The organism is Bacteroidales bacterium, assembly GCA_016707785.1.
Classification (GTDB): domain Bacteria; phylum Bacteroidota; class Bacteroidia; order Bacteroidales; family UBA4417; genus UBA4417.
Genome location: JADJGZ010000008.1, coordinates 1 through 18,509 on the forward strand (window position 1 = coordinate 1; position 18,509 = coordinate 18,509).

At 39.8% G+C, this 18,509-nt stretch carries 11 protein-coding genes and 2 pseudogenes; 7 read left to right on the forward strand and 6 right to left on the reverse strand.

Annotated elements, in window-relative coordinates; all coding sequences use genetic code 11:
- Positions 1-16 precede the first annotated feature (16 nt).
- The 4 genes and pseudogenes from IPH84_05985 to carB all read left to right on the forward strand — a co-directional run bounded on the left by IPH84_05985 (position 17) and on the right by carB (position 5,966).
- A complete protein-coding gene (locus IPH84_05985) occupies positions 17-370 on the forward strand; it encodes a hypothetical protein (GenBank protein MBK7172774.1) in 354 nt (117 codons plus the stop codon).
- 582 nt (positions 371-952) lie between these two features.
- Positions 953-1,132: a hypothetical protein gene (locus tag IPH84_05990; GenBank protein MBK7172775.1), complete on the forward strand. Its 180-nt coding sequence runs from the start codon at positions 953-955 to the stop codon at positions 1,130-1,132.
- A 474-nt stretch (positions 1,133-1,606) separates the two neighbouring features.
- A pseudogene (carA, locus tag IPH84_05995) lies at positions 1,607-2,644 on the forward strand (glutamine-hydrolyzing carbamoyl-phosphate synthase small subunit).
- A gap of 124 nt (positions 2,645-2,768) precedes the next feature.
- Positions 2,769-5,966, forward strand: a pseudogene (carB, locus tag IPH84_06000) (carbamoyl-phosphate synthase (glutamine-hydrolyzing) large subunit).
- Positions 5,967-6,094: 128 nt separating this feature from the next.
- On the opposite strand, the gene IPH84_06005 reads toward carB, so the two are convergent.
- Positions 6,095-6,568, reverse strand: coding sequence for a DUF2269 family protein (locus IPH84_06005; protein MBK7172776.1), 474 nt, complete (start codon positions 6,566-6,568; stop codon positions 6,095-6,097).
- Positions 6,569-6,830: 262 nt separating this feature from the next.
- Here IPH84_06005 and IPH84_06010 point away from each other — a divergent pair, with 262 nt between their 5' ends.
- On the forward strand, positions 6,831-9,776 hold the full coding sequence (locus tag IPH84_06010; GenBank protein ID MBK7172777.1) for an insulinase family protein: 2,946 nt from the start codon (positions 6,831-6,833) through the stop codon (positions 9,774-9,776).
- On the opposite strand, the gene IPH84_06015 is transcribed toward IPH84_06010, so the two are convergent.
- Both IPH84_06015 and IPH84_06020 read right to left on the reverse strand, forming a co-directional pair.
- On the reverse strand, positions 9,773-10,756 hold the full coding sequence (locus IPH84_06015; GenBank protein ID MBK7172778.1) for a T9SS type A sorting domain-containing protein: 984 nt from the start codon (positions 10,754-10,756) through the stop codon (positions 9,773-9,775). The genes IPH84_06010 and IPH84_06015 overlap by 4 nt on opposite strands.
- 109 nt (positions 10,757-10,865) lie before the next feature.
- On the reverse strand, positions 10,866-11,729 hold the full coding sequence (locus IPH84_06020) for a LytTR family transcriptional regulator (protein MBK7172779.1): 864 nt from the start codon (positions 11,727-11,729) through the stop codon (positions 10,866-10,868).
- A 207-nt stretch (positions 11,730-11,936) separates the two neighbouring features.
- On the opposite strand from IPH84_06020, the gene IPH84_06025 reads away from it, so the two are divergent.
- Entirely contained in the window at positions 11,937-13,094 is a 1,158-nt protein-coding gene (locus IPH84_06025; protein ID MBK7172780.1) for a hypothetical protein, read from the forward strand.
- Between the two features lie 11 nt (positions 13,095-13,105).
- Here the strand turns inward: IPH84_06025 and IPH84_06030 are convergent, their stop codons facing one another.
- On the reverse strand, positions 13,106-13,543 hold the full coding sequence (locus IPH84_06030) for a hypothetical protein (GenBank protein MBK7172781.1): 438 nt from the start codon (positions 13,541-13,543) through the stop codon (positions 13,106-13,108).
- Positions 13,544-13,651: 108 nt separating this feature from the next.
- Between IPH84_06030 and IPH84_06035 the strand changes: the two genes are divergently transcribed.
- The gene (locus IPH84_06035) at positions 13,652-15,472 is read left to right on the forward strand and encodes a hypothetical protein (protein MBK7172782.1); all 1,821 of its coding nucleotides are present in this window, start codon (positions 13,652-13,654) and stop codon (positions 15,470-15,472) included.
- 73 nt (positions 15,473-15,545) lie between these two features.
- On the opposite strand, the gene IPH84_06040 is transcribed toward IPH84_06035, so the two are convergent.
- Together IPH84_06040 and radA are read right to left on the reverse strand one after the other, a co-directional pair.
- A complete protein-coding gene (locus tag IPH84_06040) occupies positions 15,546-16,949 on the reverse strand; it encodes a T9SS type A sorting domain-containing protein (GenBank protein ID MBK7172783.1) in 1,404 nt (467 codons plus the stop codon).
- 105 nt (positions 16,950-17,054) lie between these two features.
- Positions 17,055-18,425, reverse strand: a complete 1,371-nt coding sequence (gene radA, locus IPH84_06045) for a DNA repair protein RadA (protein MBK7172784.1) — start codon at positions 18,423-18,425, stop codon at positions 17,055-17,057.
- Positions 18,426-18,509: the final 84 nt, after the last annotated feature.

Here is an 18,509-nt window from a genome sequence, read left to right on the forward strand (position 1 = left end):
TTTCTGAGGCTGGATTTTGGGGATATTAGTACATATTGTTCGGTTTTATCATCCTTCCTGTACAACAGGTGAACTTCGTCAATCCTTTAAAATGGAATGGCTGGATTATTTTCTGAAATATACCATTGAACTTTTGAAAACTCGACCAAATCTCATTATTTCCGGAGATTATAACATTTGCCATAAGGCCATTGATATCCACGACCCTGTACGCAATGCTACTAACAGCGGATTTCTCCCTGAAGAACGTGCCTGGGTGACCACTTTCCTTAATGTCGGATTCATCGACTCATTCAGGTATTTTATCAAAGAACCTCATCATTATTCTGGTAGTTATAGGGTTAATGCCAGGGAAAGGAATCTGGGCTAATATTGATTATCATATGGTCACGACCCTCTTGAAAACCGAATGAAACGCGCCGCCATCCTCCCGATGGCAAAACACCCTATCATTGTCCCACATTACTGGAGATTGATTTTAAAGGCTGGAAGATTTCTTTTTCAGCATAAGCTTGATCTATGTTAATTCAAAAATATGAAACTAAAAACCTGCTTCTTTCCTGATCACTTAGGATCTCCATGAGTCTTATGTCATGTGTTTCCAACAAAAAGGAGAATGATCTTGACGGCAGATGCAAATCTGAAAATGAACGCTTGTCGGCAAAGTCGACCCACCACCCAGGTGAATGAGCTCACTGCCGAGAATCAAAAGATTAAAAAGATAACACAGGATGAAGGCTGATACTACTGAACTCATCCAAACTGCGGTACTCACAGCTGATTATGAAGATGGACAGGTCCTGGTGAGATGCTAAAGGGCTCGAGCACAGGCAATGAGGAGGAAACCACAACGGATGGGGCTTACTGAATTTAAAGCGGCCCGGGATGACCTGCTGTCCAGGAAGATAAACTCCGGTATTAAATTCAGAACTTGACCAGAAAGGGGAAGAACATGTTGGAACTTCAATCTGCAATAAGCAAAGAAAAGATTCAATCAACCAGGATTTGCGCAAAGCCGTTTGCCGATGCCCTGATGGGTTTCGAAGGAAAGGCCTTTAAGATGGAAGGAAGGACGGAAAGTTATGTTTCTAAGGAAGAAAGCTACTCTTCGCATCGGGAAAATGGGAGTTAGTGCTGAAGGCATCTCAGCATTAAAGAGAAATATCAAAAGTGCTGGAAAAAATAAGATATCAATGTGTGCTCATCGAAGGTCATACTGATAATGTGCCTTACAATGGTCCCGGACAAGTAAGGATAACTGGGATCTTGGTGAGATGCGGGTGACCTCTATTGTAAAATCATCCTGGCCAATGCAAAATCGATCCTAAACGACTCCCACAGCAGGAAGAAGTGAATACCTGCCTGTGGACCCATCAAAAATTCAGCCCGGCCCGCGCCAAGAACAGGCGGACAGAAATCATCCTTACCCCAAGAAAGCTGGACGGATTACTGCAATCATCGGTGGAAATTAATGAATGCTGCATTCTTATTTGAAAGGCGATTACTTTAAAAGATCTTTGAAATGAAAGGTGCCGGTGTTGGCGTGTTCCTTCAGCACAACGGTGCCAAATCAAATTATGAGAGATCATTTTAGCAAAAACTTGTTCTGGAAGATGGAACCATTTTCAAAGGGAAGTCCTTTGGTTATCAAAGCCTCCGTACAGGTGAAAGTCGTTTCAATACTTCAAAGACGGCTACCCTGAAAGCTTAACCGACCCGTCCTATGCTGGCCAGATCCGTGGCAACTTATCCCGCTTATTGGTAATTATGGCGTACCTATGAGTATTGAAGAGAACGGTATGCTCAGATACCTTGAATCCGATCGGATACAGGTGAGTGGACTGATAGTTTCTGATTATTCCTTTGAATTTAGTCATTGGAATGCAGGTGAAAGTCTTTCAGATTGGTTGATACGAAACAAAATTCCCGCGATTTACGGGATCGATACAAGAGCATTAACGAAAATTATCAGGGAAAAAGGGGCGATGCTTGGGAAAATAGTTTTTGAAGGAGCTGATAATTGATTTTCTGGACCTAATGAACAGAATCTTGTTGATCAGGTAATGTAAAAGTACAGAGGTATGGAAATGGCAGGACAAAAATACTTCTGATCGATTGTGGTGTTAAGAATAATATTATCAGACATTTCCTTAAAAGAGACACTACGGTAATCCGCGTTCCATGGAATTTTGATTACCGGAATGAAGAATATGACGGACTGTTTATTTCAAATGGGCCAGGCAATCCAAAGATGTGTGTGGCAACCATTGAGCATCTTTCCTGGTCACTGAAGCAGGATATTCCCATTTTTGGGATTTGTCTGGGTAATCAATTATTAGCACTGGCTTCAGGTGCTGATACCTATAAGCTGAAATATGGCCACCGAAGCCATAATCAACCCGTTTTGCAGGTTGGAACTAACCGAGCATTCATAACTTCCCAAAACCATGGGTTTGCTATTGATAACAAGAGCCTTGGAAATGACTGGGAGCCTTTCTTTATTAACCTGAATGATGGAACAAATGAAGGAATCCGGCATAAAGCCCTTCCGGTTTTTTCTGTACAATTTCATCCTGAAGCATCCTCTGGCCCTACAGATACCGAATACCTTTTTGATGAATTTATACAGAAAATAAGGCCATAATAAATGAAATGGTTTTCGGAATGTATTTAAACAGAGATCACCATTTTATATACAACACACCTGGTGGTAAATAGAATTTCATAAAGAAAAATAATTTTAACAAAATTCAAAATACTAATTGGTAATGAAGAAAGTCCTGGTACTTTGCAGTGGCGCTCTCAAGATTGGAGAAGCAGGTGAGTTTGACTATAGCGGTTCACAAGCTCTGAAAGCACTGAGGGAAGAAGGCATCTTCTCCATTCTCATCAATCCTAATATTGCCACAGTTCAAACCTCTGAGGGTATAGCTGACAAAATTTACTTTCTGCCTGTTACCCCATTCTTTGTTGAAAAGTCAGAAAAAGATAGGCCTGATGGTAACCTCCTTTGCCTTTGGAGGACAAACAGCACTCAACTGTGGTGTAGAACTTTATCAGTCAGGAATACCTGAAAATATGGAGTTGAGGTGATGGGTACCGGTAAGTGCCATTATGGAAACTGAAGACCGTGAACTTTTCGCTCAAAAGCTACACAGTATTAATGTAAAGACCCCAAAAAGCATTGCAGTTACTTCCATTGAAGCAGCCCTGGAAGCATCGGATGAACTTGGTTTTCCAATCATCGTAAGGGCTGCTTATACTCTTGGTGGTCAAGGTTCAGGTTTCTGCTATAATAGGGACGAATTGCTGAAGCTGGCTGATAAAGCCTTCTCCTACTCCAACCAGATTTTGGTGGAAGAATCTCTTAAAGGCTGGAAAGAGGTGGAATATGAAGTGGTACGCGATCGTTACGACAACTGTATCACTGTCTGCAATATGGAGAATTTTGATCCATTAGGAATTCATACCGGGGAAAGTATTGTAGTAGCGCCCTCACAAACACTTACCAATAATGAGTATCATAAACTTCGCCGACTGGCGATCCAGATTGTAAGGAGTGTTGGGATAGTTGGTGAATGTAATGTTCAGTATGCTTTAGATCCGCAGTCAGAAGATTATCGGGTAATAGAGGTGAATGCCCGACTTTCACGTTCCTCAGCGCTGGCTTCCAAAGCTACCGGATACCCTTTAGCTTTTGTGGCAGCCAAACTGGCTATGGGTTATGGCCTGCATGAATTGAAAAATAGTGTAACCCGCACTACTACTGCCTTTTTTGAACCAGCCCTTGACTACATAGTGGTTAAAATTCCTCGTTGGGATCTCAATAAATTTATGGGAGTATCCAAAGAGATTGGATCCAGCATGAAAAGTGTCGGAGAAATTATGGCAATTGGCAGGACCTTCGAGGAGGCTATTCAGAAAGGTCTGCGTATGGTAGGGCAGGGGACTCATGGATTCGTTGGCAATAGTGATATTGAGTTCACTGATATTGAGAAAGCCCTCTCTGAACCTACAGATATGCGCATATACTCAATAGCCAGTGCATTTGAGGCTGGTTACAGTGTTGAGAAAATCCATGAACTCACACGTATTGATAACTGGTTCCTGGTGAAGTTAAGAGGAATCTACGAAACCATGCAGGAGCTTAGTAAATATCAGCATTTAGATGAACTGGAAACTGATTTTTTATTGCATTGCAAACAACAAGGATTCTCTGATTTCCAAATTGCCCGTTATGTGCTCAAATCCCCGGGTAACCTGAAGGCTGCTCTTCTGAAAGTGCGTATTTTAAGGAAGCAGCTTGGGATTGTACCCTATATCAAACAAATTGATACGCTGTCTGCTGAATACCCTGCATTAACGAATTATTTGTACCTGACCTATAATGCCACAGAACATGATATTATTTGTGAACGCGATAATAAATCTGTGATTGTTTTAGGGTCTGGTGCTTACCGGATTGGTAGTTCTGTTGAATTCGACTGGTGTTCCGTTAATGCACTGGCCACAGCAAGAAAAGAAGGTTACAGGGGGGTGATGATTAATTTCAATCCCGAAACCGTTAGTACTGACTATGATACTTGCGACAGGCTTTATTTTGATGAGCTCTCCTTTGAACGCACGATGGATATCATCGACCTGGAACAACCTTTTGGGGTGATCGTTTCAACCGGGGGGCAGATCGCCAATAACCTGGCAATGCGGCTTCATGAACAACAGGTCCCTATTCTTGGAACTTCACCTGAAAGTATTGATAGTGCTGAAAACCGGCATAAATTCTCATCCTTACTCGACAGTCTCGATATTGATCAACCCCGATGGAAAGAGCTTTCAAACCTTGAAGAAATACATCGCTTTGTTGAGGATGTGGGTTTTCCTGTACTGATCAGGCCTTCGTATGTGCTTTCGGGTGCCGCAATGAACGTAGTTTCCAATGAACAGGAGCTTGATTTTTTCCTAACCCTGGCTGCGAAAGTCTCCAAGGAATACCCGGTGGTTGTGTCGGAATTTGTGCAAAATGCAAAGGAAATTGAGATTGATGCGGTTGCTGATAAAGGCGAAATCCTTGCCCTATGCCATCTCTGAGCACATTGAATTTGCTGGTGTACATTCAGGCGACGCCACAATGGTGTTTCCTGCCCAGAAGATGTATTTTGAAACAGCCAGGAGGATCAAGAGGATTTCCGCGATATTGCCCGTTCCCTCAATATCTGTGGGCCTTTCAATATGCAGTTCCTGGCCAAGGATAATGATATCAGGGTAATCGAATGTAACCTGAGAGCTTCCCGCTCATTCCCTTTTGTTTCTAAGGTGATAAAAGTGAATTTTTATTGAACTGGCTACAAAGGTGATGTTGGGGATTCGGTTGTTAAACCTGAAAGAGCGCTTTTGATCTGGATTACATTGGAGTTAAAGCCTCACAGTTCTCCTTCTCGCGATTGCAGGCTGCCGACCCGGTTCTTGGTGTTGAAATGGCATCAACCGGTGAAGTAGGATGTATTGGTGAAAATTATTACGAAACACTTTTAAAAGCAATGCTTTCGGTTGGATATAAAATTCCAAAGAAAAATATTCTGCTTTCAACCGGTGATGCCCGTTCAAAAGTCGAATTGCTACAAAGTGCAAGAATGCTAAAGGAGAGAGGGTTCCATCTATTTGCTACACGCGGCACTGTTGCTTTCCTGGAAGAAAATGGCGTGGATTCTACCATGCTGCATTGGCCTGATGAAGATGCTCAGCCAAATATCCTGGATTATCTAAGGGAACGCAAAATAGACCTGGTGATAAATATTCCGAAAAATTTATCCCGCACTGAATTAGCTAACGACTATACCATAAGAAGATCAGCAGTGGATTTTAATATACCACTCATTACAAATGCGCGACTTGCCAGTGCATTTCTTTATGCAATCTGTAAACTCGATCTTGAGGATCTGGTGATAAAAAGCTGGGACGAATATTAGGATTTTATCCTTAACACTGGTACGCTTCTGCCATTTCTTTCAGTTTCTGCAGTCATAGCCATTGGCTAAGAATGATAGTACTGCTCATGTTTATTTCAGCAGAATTAAGGAAAACGCCTGAAAGCCAGTTATCTTGGGTGCTTCATGATCATCATGAGCAATGCCAATAGGGGAGTGAACCAGGCAACAAAGCCCCAAATATTCCATTGACGAACTAATTTCATTAAGGGAAACCATTCATTTTCGGTAGCTATCCCCCCTTTTTCAGTCAGAGACCTTATTTTTCTTTGAATGGGTGCCAGCATGGCAGAAAATGCAAAACCGGAGATCAGTATCAGTACCAGTGACCATAAAATCCAACCTGTTCCAAAAATAGAATATCCGCCATGCATGGCAGCCCCGATGCCAGCAATAATCAGGATAGAAACAGAAGGAATTGTAAAAATCCTGTCTGCCTTAATAATGCCTTTTATAGTATGATGGATTATACTGAAGTCACGGGTTTTCAGTGCAAAACGAAGCCAGAAAATGCCAATGGTGATATTTCCCATGAAAACGATCACGGAAAATAAATGTAATATTTTAAGGATTGAGTATCCCATAGGATTTTTGAATGTTTAAAATGAGTGAATAACAATATTGTTTCCGGGATTATATCCCTGGGTCCATCAGAGTGTGGATGCATACTTAAACAACCTATTTTTTAAAAAGTTCCCTATAATTCATTAATTATTATTGATTTTGAAAAATAAACTGAAACATCTTGAAACGCCTAATGGAGATGCCCATCAAAAGTAGGTGGAAACTGAATCAGTGATAGGAAAAATACGTAAGTTTGAAGCTATTAACTTTATACATTTCATCATGAAAAATCAGGTCATTCTTTTAATTTTAGGGTTGCTGCTTTTTACCGCACAAAGCTTGCTGGCGCAAAAAACCTACAAATACGAATCTGTACCGGGCGACCCTATTGGTACTCGTATTTACACACTTGAAAATGGATTGAAAGTCTACCTTTCCGTATATACTGAATCACCACGTATCCAGACGGCTGTTGCTGTGCGCACAGGTAGTAAGAATGATCCTGCTGACAATACCGGGCTTTCACACTATCTGGAACATATGATGTTCAAAGGGACCACACATTTTGGAACTTCAGATTATGGAAAGGAAGCACCCCTGCTTAGACAGATTGAAGCGCTTTTTGAAGAGTACCGACAAACTGCTGATACGCTGAAAAGAAAGGAGATTTATAAGCAAATCGACCTGGTATCAGCCGAAGCTGCCAAATATGCGATTGCCAATGAATATGATAAACTTCTTTCGGTGATCGGTGCCAAAGGAACAAATGCATTCACAGGAAGTGAACAAACTGTTTATATCAACGACATTCCTTCGAATCAGATAGAAAAATGGTTAAAAATTGAAAGTGACCGTTTTGCAAACCCGGTTTTCCGCATTTTCCATACTGAGTTAGAAACGGTTTATGAAGAGAAAAATATGAGTCTCGACCGTGATTCAGATAAATTATGGGAGGCTATGTATGCCGGGTTGTATCGGAAACACCCATACGGTACTCAAACAACCATTGGTACAATCGATCATTTAAAGAATCCTTCCTTAAAGCGGTTAAGAGAATACTATGAAGAGCGCTATGCTCCTAATAATATGGCTTTAATCATGGCTGGCGATTTTGATCCTGATTTGACTATTGCATTGATTGATAAATATTTTGGTGTGCTAAATAAAAGAAAGGTTGCAAGCTTTAAATCCCCGTCTGAAACTGAACTCAATAATCCTTTGGTTAAGGAAGTTATTGGTCCCGATGCGGAAAGTATTGCCATCGGCTTCAGAACAGGAGGTGTGCATACTCCTGATGCAAACTTGCTTGATATTGCATCCGAAATTCTATCAAATGGGAAAGCAGGACTCATTGATATTAATCTGAACCTGGGACAAAAAGTACTTTCAGCGAATGCAGGAGCTGATATTCAGGCTGATTATTCCGCTCTTATATTATCAGGAAAACCTAAAACAGGGCAAAGTCTGGATGAAGTGAAGGATCTTCTTTTATCTCAGCTGGAATTGCTCAAAAATGGTGAATTTTCGGAATCACTTATTCCGGCTATTATCAATAACAGGAAGTTAAGTAAGATCCGTCAACAGGAGAGTAATATGTCACGTGCAATGGCCATTGCCGGGATCTTTGTAACAGAGCAGCCTTATAGTGAAATGGTAAATGAAATTGAAATCTTGTCCAAAATAACCAAAAAGGAAGTTGTCGATTTTGCCAAAAAATCATTCAATAGTAATTATGTGATCGTCTACAAGCGAACCGGGACTGATGAAGAGGTTAAAAAGGTTTCAAAGCCGGAAATCACTCCGGTCGTTATGCAAAGGGATAAAGAGAGTACTTTCTTTACTGAGGTTTCTTCAATGAAATCAGCTGAAATTAAACCTCTTTTCCTTTCATACGAGAATGATATAAAGAAAATTAAGTTGACAAATGGATTGAATGTTATGTATGTGCCAAATACAGAAAGCAGTCTGTTTAATCTATACTACTATTACAATATGGGAAGCCAGAGTGACCCAAAACTGGCAATTGCTGTAAATTATCTTTCATACCTGGGAACCTCTGATATAAAAGCTGAACAACTAAAGCAGGAATTCTACAAACTTGGATGCAGTTATTCAGTTAATGTAAATAATGAAGACCTGTATATCAGCCTCAGTGGACTCTATGAGAATTTATCAAAAGCATTAGGTTTACTTGACCAATTGATTTCTCGGGCAGTGCCTGATGATAAGGCTTTAAAAAATCTTGTTGATGATATTTTAAAATCAAGGAGGGATAATAAACTAAACAAGAATATTATACGCCAGGCCTTATCCAATTATGGTGTTTATGGGTCTAAATCACCATTCACCAATATATTGAGCGAAGAGGATTTAAAGCAGCTAAATGCTGAGGAATTGGTAGGTAAAATTCATGAATTAATGTCGTTTCAACATGAGATATTGTATTATGGACCAGTATTTATGGGCAACACTGGAAAGGCTGTTTCAAATAAGACGAAAGAAAAGAATACTTTTTCTATCATAATGGAAAATCATGTGATTCCAAAAACATTGAATCCTGTTCCTAATGTTGTCAGATTTGATCAATTACCTACAACTGAGAATAAGGTATTCGTTGTTGATTATAATATGAAGCAGGTAGATATTGTTTTCCACGCCTTATCAGGGAAATATAACTTGACTGAATATCCGTTGATCAGGATGTTCAATGAGTATTTTGGTGCCGGTATGAATTCAATAGTATTTCAGGAAATCAGGGAAGCTAAAGCTTTGGCATATTCATCAACTGCTGCATATAGAATTCCATCCAATGAAGTAGAGAATAATACTGTTTTTGCATTTGTTGGAACACAAAATGACAAAATGGGAGATGCTCTTGATGCTATGCTATCATTGTTCAATGATATGCCTCTTTCCGAAAAAAGTTTTGCTGCTGCGAAAGAAGGGATTATGAATCAAATTAGTTCAGAGCGGATTACAAAATCGAGAATAATCTTCAATTATCTGAACGCAAGAAAAATGGGGTATGATCATGATATCAGGAAGAATGTTTTTGAGAAGGTTCCTGAATTTTCATTTGAAGAAATAAAGAAATTTCAACAGATGAACTTGAAGGATAAAACATTCACTATCCTGGTTGTAGGTGATACGAAAAAGATGGACCTTGAAAAACTTTCAAAATATGGGAAAATCGAATTTCTTGATCTGCAGAATATCTTTGGATATTAATCCTGTAGCAGAAATTTGATGTAGTGATTTCCGAAACTATTGGAAATTGTCAATAACCATATTCCTGGTTGAAAATTAGATGTGGAGAAGGTGAACTCCTGTTGATTTTCTTTATCCAATTGTAAAACTTTCTGTCCTGAAATATCATAAACAGCAGCCCGGGTTACTCCGGGCTGTTTACTTGAAAACTTAACAATTGCAATATTTGAGGCTTCATCCAGGTAAAAAGATGGCTTGAATGTCAGCTGAAATGGTTCTGGTACGTATGTAGTGAGGCTGGGTTCAAATATATATACCATACCCTCCTCCGGCATGCCTTCAAGATAAACTAATGATTTCGACATGGAAGTGTCAGGAGCAAAAGCAAAACTGGTCAACAATACACTATACAATACTTCGTTGGCTTCCGGTATTGAAAATCTGATACCACTCAGTGGCCCGGGATGTCCTCCAAAACACGCGGGTGTCGATGGAGATTGTCCCATCCCAAAATGATATTCAATGGTTCCTGAAGATTCATAAAGCCAAACCTGGAAATTGATATAGTCATCAGGCCCGCCTCCTTTCAAACTGCATTCCTTAAATTGTATCTTCATAACAACTGCCCCGGCACATCCTCCTGATTCATAAGAAATGGCTGGTGTATGATTGATATAATCACCATAAAGATCTGCACCAAATGGAATAATTGATTTCAAGGTATCAAGATGGGTCGCATCATCCCCGAAATATATTTCACCATTACTTGAAATATGAAGTTTTGTGTATACGCGTCCTGCGAACCTGAATTGAAAACCAATGGGAATATCGGAATAAAGTGTGTCATCGAATGCCTCATTCAGGGCAAGGAAATTACCCCCAATCTCTACATAGGGAATAGAAGTAAAATTGAACCAATAAGATTGGCCTGAACTTCTTGAGGGTAAAAGAGTGAAAATTAGGGTAATGGGTATGAGTGCCAGAAGTAAGAACTTGCGCATAGATAAGTGCTTTATGGGAAAACAAGGTGCTGAATCAAATGTTCAAAAAGAAAATGCATCCAGGCATCCAAACCATCTATTGCTCATGTATTCATTCGCATGTTATAGATTAGTCGTCGCCAGGCTTTAGATAATGGGAGAAAGTGCTCATTACAGTTCCTGCAAATGTTTTTGAAACGGGGATGTTCAATGTGCCGGGAATATCAAGTTCAAGTTCTATACTCTCTTTTTCTCTTCTGATTACCCTAACCCGCTCACAATTGACCATGTATTTCCTGTGGCATCTTACTACATCTGTTCCTTTGAGGGCATCTTCAATGTTTTTTAACGTATTGCGTAACATGAATCTTGTTACCGACTCCTTATTCAAATAATAAATACTGACATAATTATCTGAGGATTCAATATATAGCAGGTTGTCTGATTTTACTGAAAACCTTAATGTCCCCTTATCGTCAAGAAAAGGGATCATAACCTTGGTTGAATCTAAAACAGGCTGTGCTTGAGCTAGTTCTTCAATAACTATTTTCTTTTCCTTCCAGGAGAAATACAGCCATAGTACGGAATAGGGCAATAATAGTAAAAGAGCAGTATTCTGAACACAGAGTTTAATCAAGTCAGGAAAAAACCTTTCATCTTTCAGGAAAAACTTGATATAAACGGCATAAAACAGTGCCATAAATAATACTTCTGCCAGAACCCATAAAAAGTACCCCCAATATTTTAGTTGCCTTTTACGACTTGAATAATACATGATTATTCGACTCAAGACCACTACCAAAACACCTGTGAGGGTAATAAGACTGGAATAAAGAAGTAACTGCCACCTGGTTATTGTAAACCAGACATTTACTCCAAAAGGCTCATAAATGTTGATGAAAAGAAGGGCAAAAAGAGCTGTGAACAGGACCAGCTGTACAATATTCCTTCTGGAAGTAAGATATGCAGGGATGGGATTCGAAAAATCTGGCATGAATAGGCGTATATTCCAAAAACAAAGTTAGGCAATTTTTAGTGCTAACATTATCCATTGGTTTTAACCACCTATTGTTTCACCCCTTAATAACCATTTTCACCCCTGTATAGGTAATTCTGTCCCATTGCCGGGGTTGGTATCCCATTTTTAGGCATCTCATTGATAGCTGATGTTACTTTGTACCTGTTTTCAATACGATCAGAAATGAACTACACGGCAAAATACCAGGAGCTGAAATCAATTTATAGCACAGATCTGGATTTCTCAGACGACGATATTTCCTGTAAATGGGTCCGTTTTAATTCAATTAGTGTCGATACATTGAGCAATGAACGAAAGGACAGAATAAAGCAGGCTGCTTATTCATGGACACTTCCTGATGAAGCAATTCGTGAGAACCGTAGCTTTACTTACCCGATTTTTCAAAGGAAAACTAACTCAGATCATTCTGATAACCCTATTATCCTGCTTCATGGCTTGAATGAACGGTCCTGGCTAAAATACCTGGTATGGGCGTTCTACCTGGCTGAGAAAACTTCCAGGCCAGTAATATTATTTCCTATTGCTTTTCATATGAACCGTTCCCCAATTCCCTGGGGAAGCCCCAGAGCGATGGCTCCACTACTCGAATCCAGGCGCGAACGAATGGGAACTGAAAACTTGTCAACAGTGGCTAATGTGGCATTGAGTGAAAGGTTGTCTGAAGACCCGTTGCGATTTTATACCTCAGGCCAGCAAAGTGCTTCAGACATTGTCCAATTGGCCACTCAACTTACCAATGGATTACACCCGATTTTGCCAAAAAGCAGGACGATTGATTTTTTTGCTTATTCAATTGGTGCTTTCCTGGCACAGATTATTATGATCGGAAACCCTTCTCTATTGTTCTCTCAAAGCCGATTCTTCCTCTTTTGCGGAGGTGCTTTTTTTGACCAAATGAATGGGATATCAAAACTTATTATGGATAAACCTGCTTTCGACAGGCTACGAAAATTTTATATCAATGAATTAGGCGATGAAATGCTCCGTTCACCAATGCTTCATCAATCATTGTATAAAACTGAACTAGGCCAGGCTTTTCAGGCTATGCTCAAATCTGATAATTATTCCCTTTATCGGAATGATTCTTTACAAAGGCTTAAGGACCAGGTTTATACTTTAGCTTTGGAGGAAGATTCAGTTATCCCCGCGTATGGAGTTAAAGCGTCGATGGGCTTTTTAAAAAATACTCACCTGGCATCATTCCCGTTTGCTTTTACACACGAAAACCCTTTCCCTGTTTACTCCGACCCTCTTGAATCAGCAAAGGTCAATATAGCCTTCGAGGATGTGATGTCTAAGGCTGTTTCATTTTTACAATAATCATTTCCAGCTTATTCCCCATTGATGGTGCTGGTAGCATCACAAATGGGTGGACACGGGCTTAGATTTGTACCATTCGAGCGGTAAATTGTATTGGTCAGGTCATTGCCACTGCTATTAACTCCTACGACCATTCCTATTTTTGCATTGGTAGCATCTTTCCCCATATAGATTCGGAATCCTGCCAGATTTGGATTTTCAGTGAGCAGGCGATTCATAGCCGAATACTGATCCTTGTCGATCAGCATGGCTTTTAATGGCCCGTTGATACTTTGTGCCGACTTGAGATAGCTTTTTAAAAATGTATTGGCCTGCGTAACACTCAGCTTTTCCATCTCTACAGGAAGAGAAGAGGGGCCTGAAAATGAGACGAGTGTCAAAGAGGTCACTCCAATTAAAATTCCTGCCACAAAAGCAATAATTACCTGGTGAGTTGACTTTTTTATCATGAACTTGGATTTAGATAGGTGAACATAGTGAGGTTAAACATGTTTTGAATACAGTCTTGTCTCACAAATAGTTAACATATCATGATAGAAAGTGTTCATTCATTCTTTATGAAGCAATTCCAAATACCATTGATTGTTGCGATTCTGATCATTTTATTATCTCCTTTTAGTCTGCTTGCAGAAGACAAGTTAAAAGTTGAAAAAGGTTCTCCCGGAATCACTATTTTAAGTAAGAGAAATCAGCAGGATAGTGCAAAAATAAATCAGCTCATTAAACTTGCGCATTATCAAATTGACCATATGGGCGACAGTCGGCAAGCAGATAGTTTATCCGAACTAGCCATAATGGTTGCGAACGGGAGTTATCATACAGGACTTTTGTTTCATGCTCTCATCGCTTACCTTGAGAATAACGACTTAAGTGTTAATAATCTTAAAGCCCGTAACTATGCTAACCAGGCCCTGGAATTGAGCCGGCAATTACATGACCCAATTCTTGAATGGACAGCTCTTCGCAACCTTGCTCAGGTTTTCCTTGCTGATTATGAATTTAATAAAGCCTTAACGGTATCCTATAAAGCACTTGCTCTGGCAGGGTCAGAAAATAATACTGAACTCAAAACTGAGAGTTTTCTTTTAATTGGAAGATGCCTTGAAGGACAAAATCAAAAAATAGAAGCATTCAGGAACTATCTGAATGCAGTAGGAATAGCTGAATCAGTTCACAATGACAATCTTCTGAAGAAATGCTATTCTGAGTTGTCAGGGTTCTTTAATCTTAGTAAGATCTACGACAAAGCTAGTTATTATAAAATTAAAGAATCAACAATCCTTGAAAATGAAGTTCCTGTTGATTCATTAGCTCTTATGTGGACCTATCACGATTTGCAGGTTATAGATGTGAATTCGAATAATAATCGCTTGCATGAAAATAATATGCAAATGGTTCTTGATTTTGCCATCAGGCATCAGAACAAACGATTGTTGAATTATCAATTGTCATTATATCGCTCTCATTTGATTGAAGCCAACAAAATTGATGTGCTTTACAAATTGTATACTACCGGGTTAAAAGGAGAACTCGGACGATTGCAGACTAATGACTTTCCTATGTATCTGCGTCTTCAGGCCCTGTTTTGTGAACAGCGAAACATGCCGGATTCTGCACTATATTACTTCAGAAAGGCTGAATTGATGATCAGTAATGATCCGAATAAAATCATGCAATCTAACTTCTATCATAGATTTGGGCAGTTTTTGGTAAGAAAGGGTAATCTTAAGGATGCCATTGTATTATTTGGGAAATCATACAAAGCAGCGGAAGAAGCCTCCTATTTTGATTATATGCTGGATGCTTCAAACCAATTAGAAGAATTATATTCCAGTGTAGGAGATTTTGAGAATGCATTTAAGTATTCAACCTTGCATGCTCATCTGTCTGATAGCCTGGAGACACTGACAAAAACTGATCAGATGCTGATGCTGGAAATTGATCATGAATCAAAGCAAAGAGAACAGAAGGCCATTAAAGAACATGAAGAGGTTTTACGAAGGCATAATATTCAGTACACGGCAATAACCATTATAATTTTTGCTGTCTTTGTACTTCTGATCATGCTCGGTAGTTTCAGGGTTCCATCATGGGTAATAAAGATGTTGGGTTTCTTCTCCTTTATCTTCCTGTTTGAGTTTATAATCATGATAGCTGACCATAAGATTTATGAAATAACCTCAAATGAACCCTGGAAAATATTGGCGATAAAAATTGGACTTATTGCATTCCTTTTACCCTTCCATCACTGGATTGAAAAGAAGCTTATACACTACCTGCTGAGTCATAAACTGATTGACCTGAGTAAATTTACAGTAAAAGGTCTGATGAATCGGAATAAACAGGAATCAGTAAGGGTTACTAAAGAAGTGGAATAGACATCGATTACCAGAGACATTTCAGGTTTATAAAGAATCCTAACCTTAGAAAATGCCTGCTGTATTACTTTGATTATTTATTGATAATGAGTTTTGCGGTGGCAGATTGCCTGTCATTCATCACCCTGACAACATAGATTCCATCCGGTATTCCGGAGAGGTCAGCCTTATAAGAGTGTTCCACTGTTTCAAAAACTTTTACTTTCCTGCCTGTGAGTTCAAATATTCCAATTTTCTTTATGCCTATCTCTTCTAATATTCCTGAAGTCAGGGTGCAATTCTGTTTCGCAGGATTGGGAGTTAAAACCAAAGAAGGATTTGAATTTTCACCTGCAAATGATCGGGTATACAGGTTCTCAAGTCCGGTATTGCATTTTCTAACCCTATGTAACTGGTGCCACCATTTTGAATATACCTTTTCTGTGTAATAGATAAACGCACTATCACCCAGAACCACCGGCTCTGGGTCAATCCGGATGCTGCTTGTACTGTCACTAACTCTCCGCATTAACGGATTCAACGAATTAATTGAAGTGATCCATATCTCAGCAGGCATCTCCGAAAGTCCCATTGGGGCTTGTGCTGCCATAAAGGAAATGTAGGAATGGCCATTAAAAACAAAGGGCTCCGGAGAGGTGATATATATATATGGAGAGGGTAGGGGGCTATTGAAAGAATGATATAGGTACCAGTTCCCATCAGTATTTTCCTGGAAAACTTTTATTGTCTGGTTTCCATTGGTACGGTACATAAACATCCTGCTATTGCTTTCAGGGTCGTTCCACATGCAGGGAGCACCAATGGTGTCGTTTGAAATTTGAGTAAAAAATGGAAGCGTTGTGGCAACTTCAAGAAAGCCTGGCTGACGTGAATGATTGAGTGCACAACAAATTTGCTGATTATCATCCGCAAAAAAACCAAGTGATATGTCCGGATAAAAATGACTGGTGTTTAAATCTGTATTTCTTACCCACCTTATTCCATCATAAGCATTTGATTCGTAAAGGAATAATCCTGTGCTGTCAGCATAATTCCGGGTGGCCATTGCATACAATGTCCCGGGAAATTGCATTAAAGTCATCGAATTCCAGCCCCCTAAAATTTGGGTCGCCAGGCCTGGATATCGCTCCCCTCCCTTTTTCTGATTATAAACAATTTGAGTGGTTCCCTGGCTTAACATCCATTCAGGGCCATTCCAACCTCCAAAAGTTGGAGCAGTGAGATCATAATCAACCAAATAGCCTTTACCATCCGGAGGCACAAACATATGAGTCAATGGATCAAGACTACAAACCCAGAGTTCTTTATCTTCTGATTGCCAGCAGACCATATTCAAGTCAACATTATATTCAGGATCAATGATGCTTGCCCCGGGATCAGCAGCCAGTATATCTTTCACAATAAAAGGATTTTGTCCTGACAACATCAAAGCTGCTGTAAGGAATAGTCCTGATAAAATGAAAGTTTGGATTTTCATTTTTTTCTTATTAAAGAGTATTTTGGTTCCAAATATATTCAGAATAATTTAACTGACAATAAGATATAAAATATCCTGATAACTTTAAAACGAGAGTCCAGACACCTATGGTTTGAAAAGCAAAGGCAATATGTCCTCTACTTTACCCGCTCCAACTACTTGTATATTCCATTTTTCAGTCTTTAATCCTTTCAAATTATACTTTGAAATGATCATTTGACGAAATCCTAGCTTCTCAGCTTCCGAAATTCGTTGTTCAATCCTGTTAACGGGGCGGATTTCCCCGGATAAACCAACTTCTGCTGAGAAACAAATGTGGCGATTAAGTGGAATATCTTCACTTGATGAAAGTATAGCACTGATAATTGCAAGGTCTATAGCCGGATCATCAACCCTGATACCTCCTGCAATATTCAGAAATACATCTTTTGTTCCGAGCCTGAAACCACAGCGTTTTTCTAAAACAGCCAACAACATATTCAACCTTCGGGTGTCAAAACCGGTACAACTCCGTTGTGGCGTTCCATAAGCTGCTGTGCTAACAAGGGCCTGGGCTTCAATCAACATAGGTCGGATACCTTCAATTGTTGAAGCTACTGCCACTCCGCTTACTTCCTCATCACGCTGTGAAAGCAAAATTTCAGAAGGGTTTGTTACTTCTCTCAACCCTGTATCTCTCATTTCAAAAATGCCTAATTCCGAGGCAGATCCAAAACGATTTTTAATAGCTCTTAAAATGCGATAGCCATAATTCCTGTCACCTTCAAATTGAAGAACAGTATCAACCATATGCTCCAGGATCTTTGGTCCGGCAAGGTTTCCATCCTTAGTAATATGCCCTACCAGGAATACCGGCACCCCGGTCGTTTTGGCATAACGCTGCATTTCAGCAGCAGTTTCCCTGATTTGAGAAATACTCCCCGCTGAGGATTCTATAATATTGGTCTGTAAAGTCTGAATGGAATCAATCACTACCAGCCCGGGCTGTACGGCTTCAAAATGCTGGAAAATGGATTGGGTATTCGTTTCTGTAAGAATAAGACAATCAGGCTCTTTATAACCGATTCTATCAGCTCTCATCCTGATCTGTTGATCACTTTCTTCTCCCGAGATATATAAGACCTTTCTCCCTTTCATCTGCAAGGCTACCTGCAACATCAAAGTCGACTTTCCAATTCCGGGTTCTCCTCCAACAAGAATGAGAGAGCCTTCTACTAATCCCCCTCCTAATACACGGTCTAGCTCAATACTGCCAGTGGAAGTACGGTGTTCATTCCCCTGTTCAATTTCCAGGATCCTTTTAGGTTTACTATCTGCCTGGCGGAAATTACCATTTCCTTTGACTGCCGATTCAGCTCTTTGCAGTACCTCTTCTACAAAAGTATTCCACTCCCCGCACGAAGGGCACTTCCCCAGCCATTTGGGCGCCTGTGCTCCACAGTTCTGACAGAAAAAACTCGTTTTAACCTTAGCCATTGGGTAAAATTAGATAAACTTAATGATAGTTTAAAAAAATTCAGCCTGGACTTCAATAGCCATCGTTATAAGTGTTCAATTATG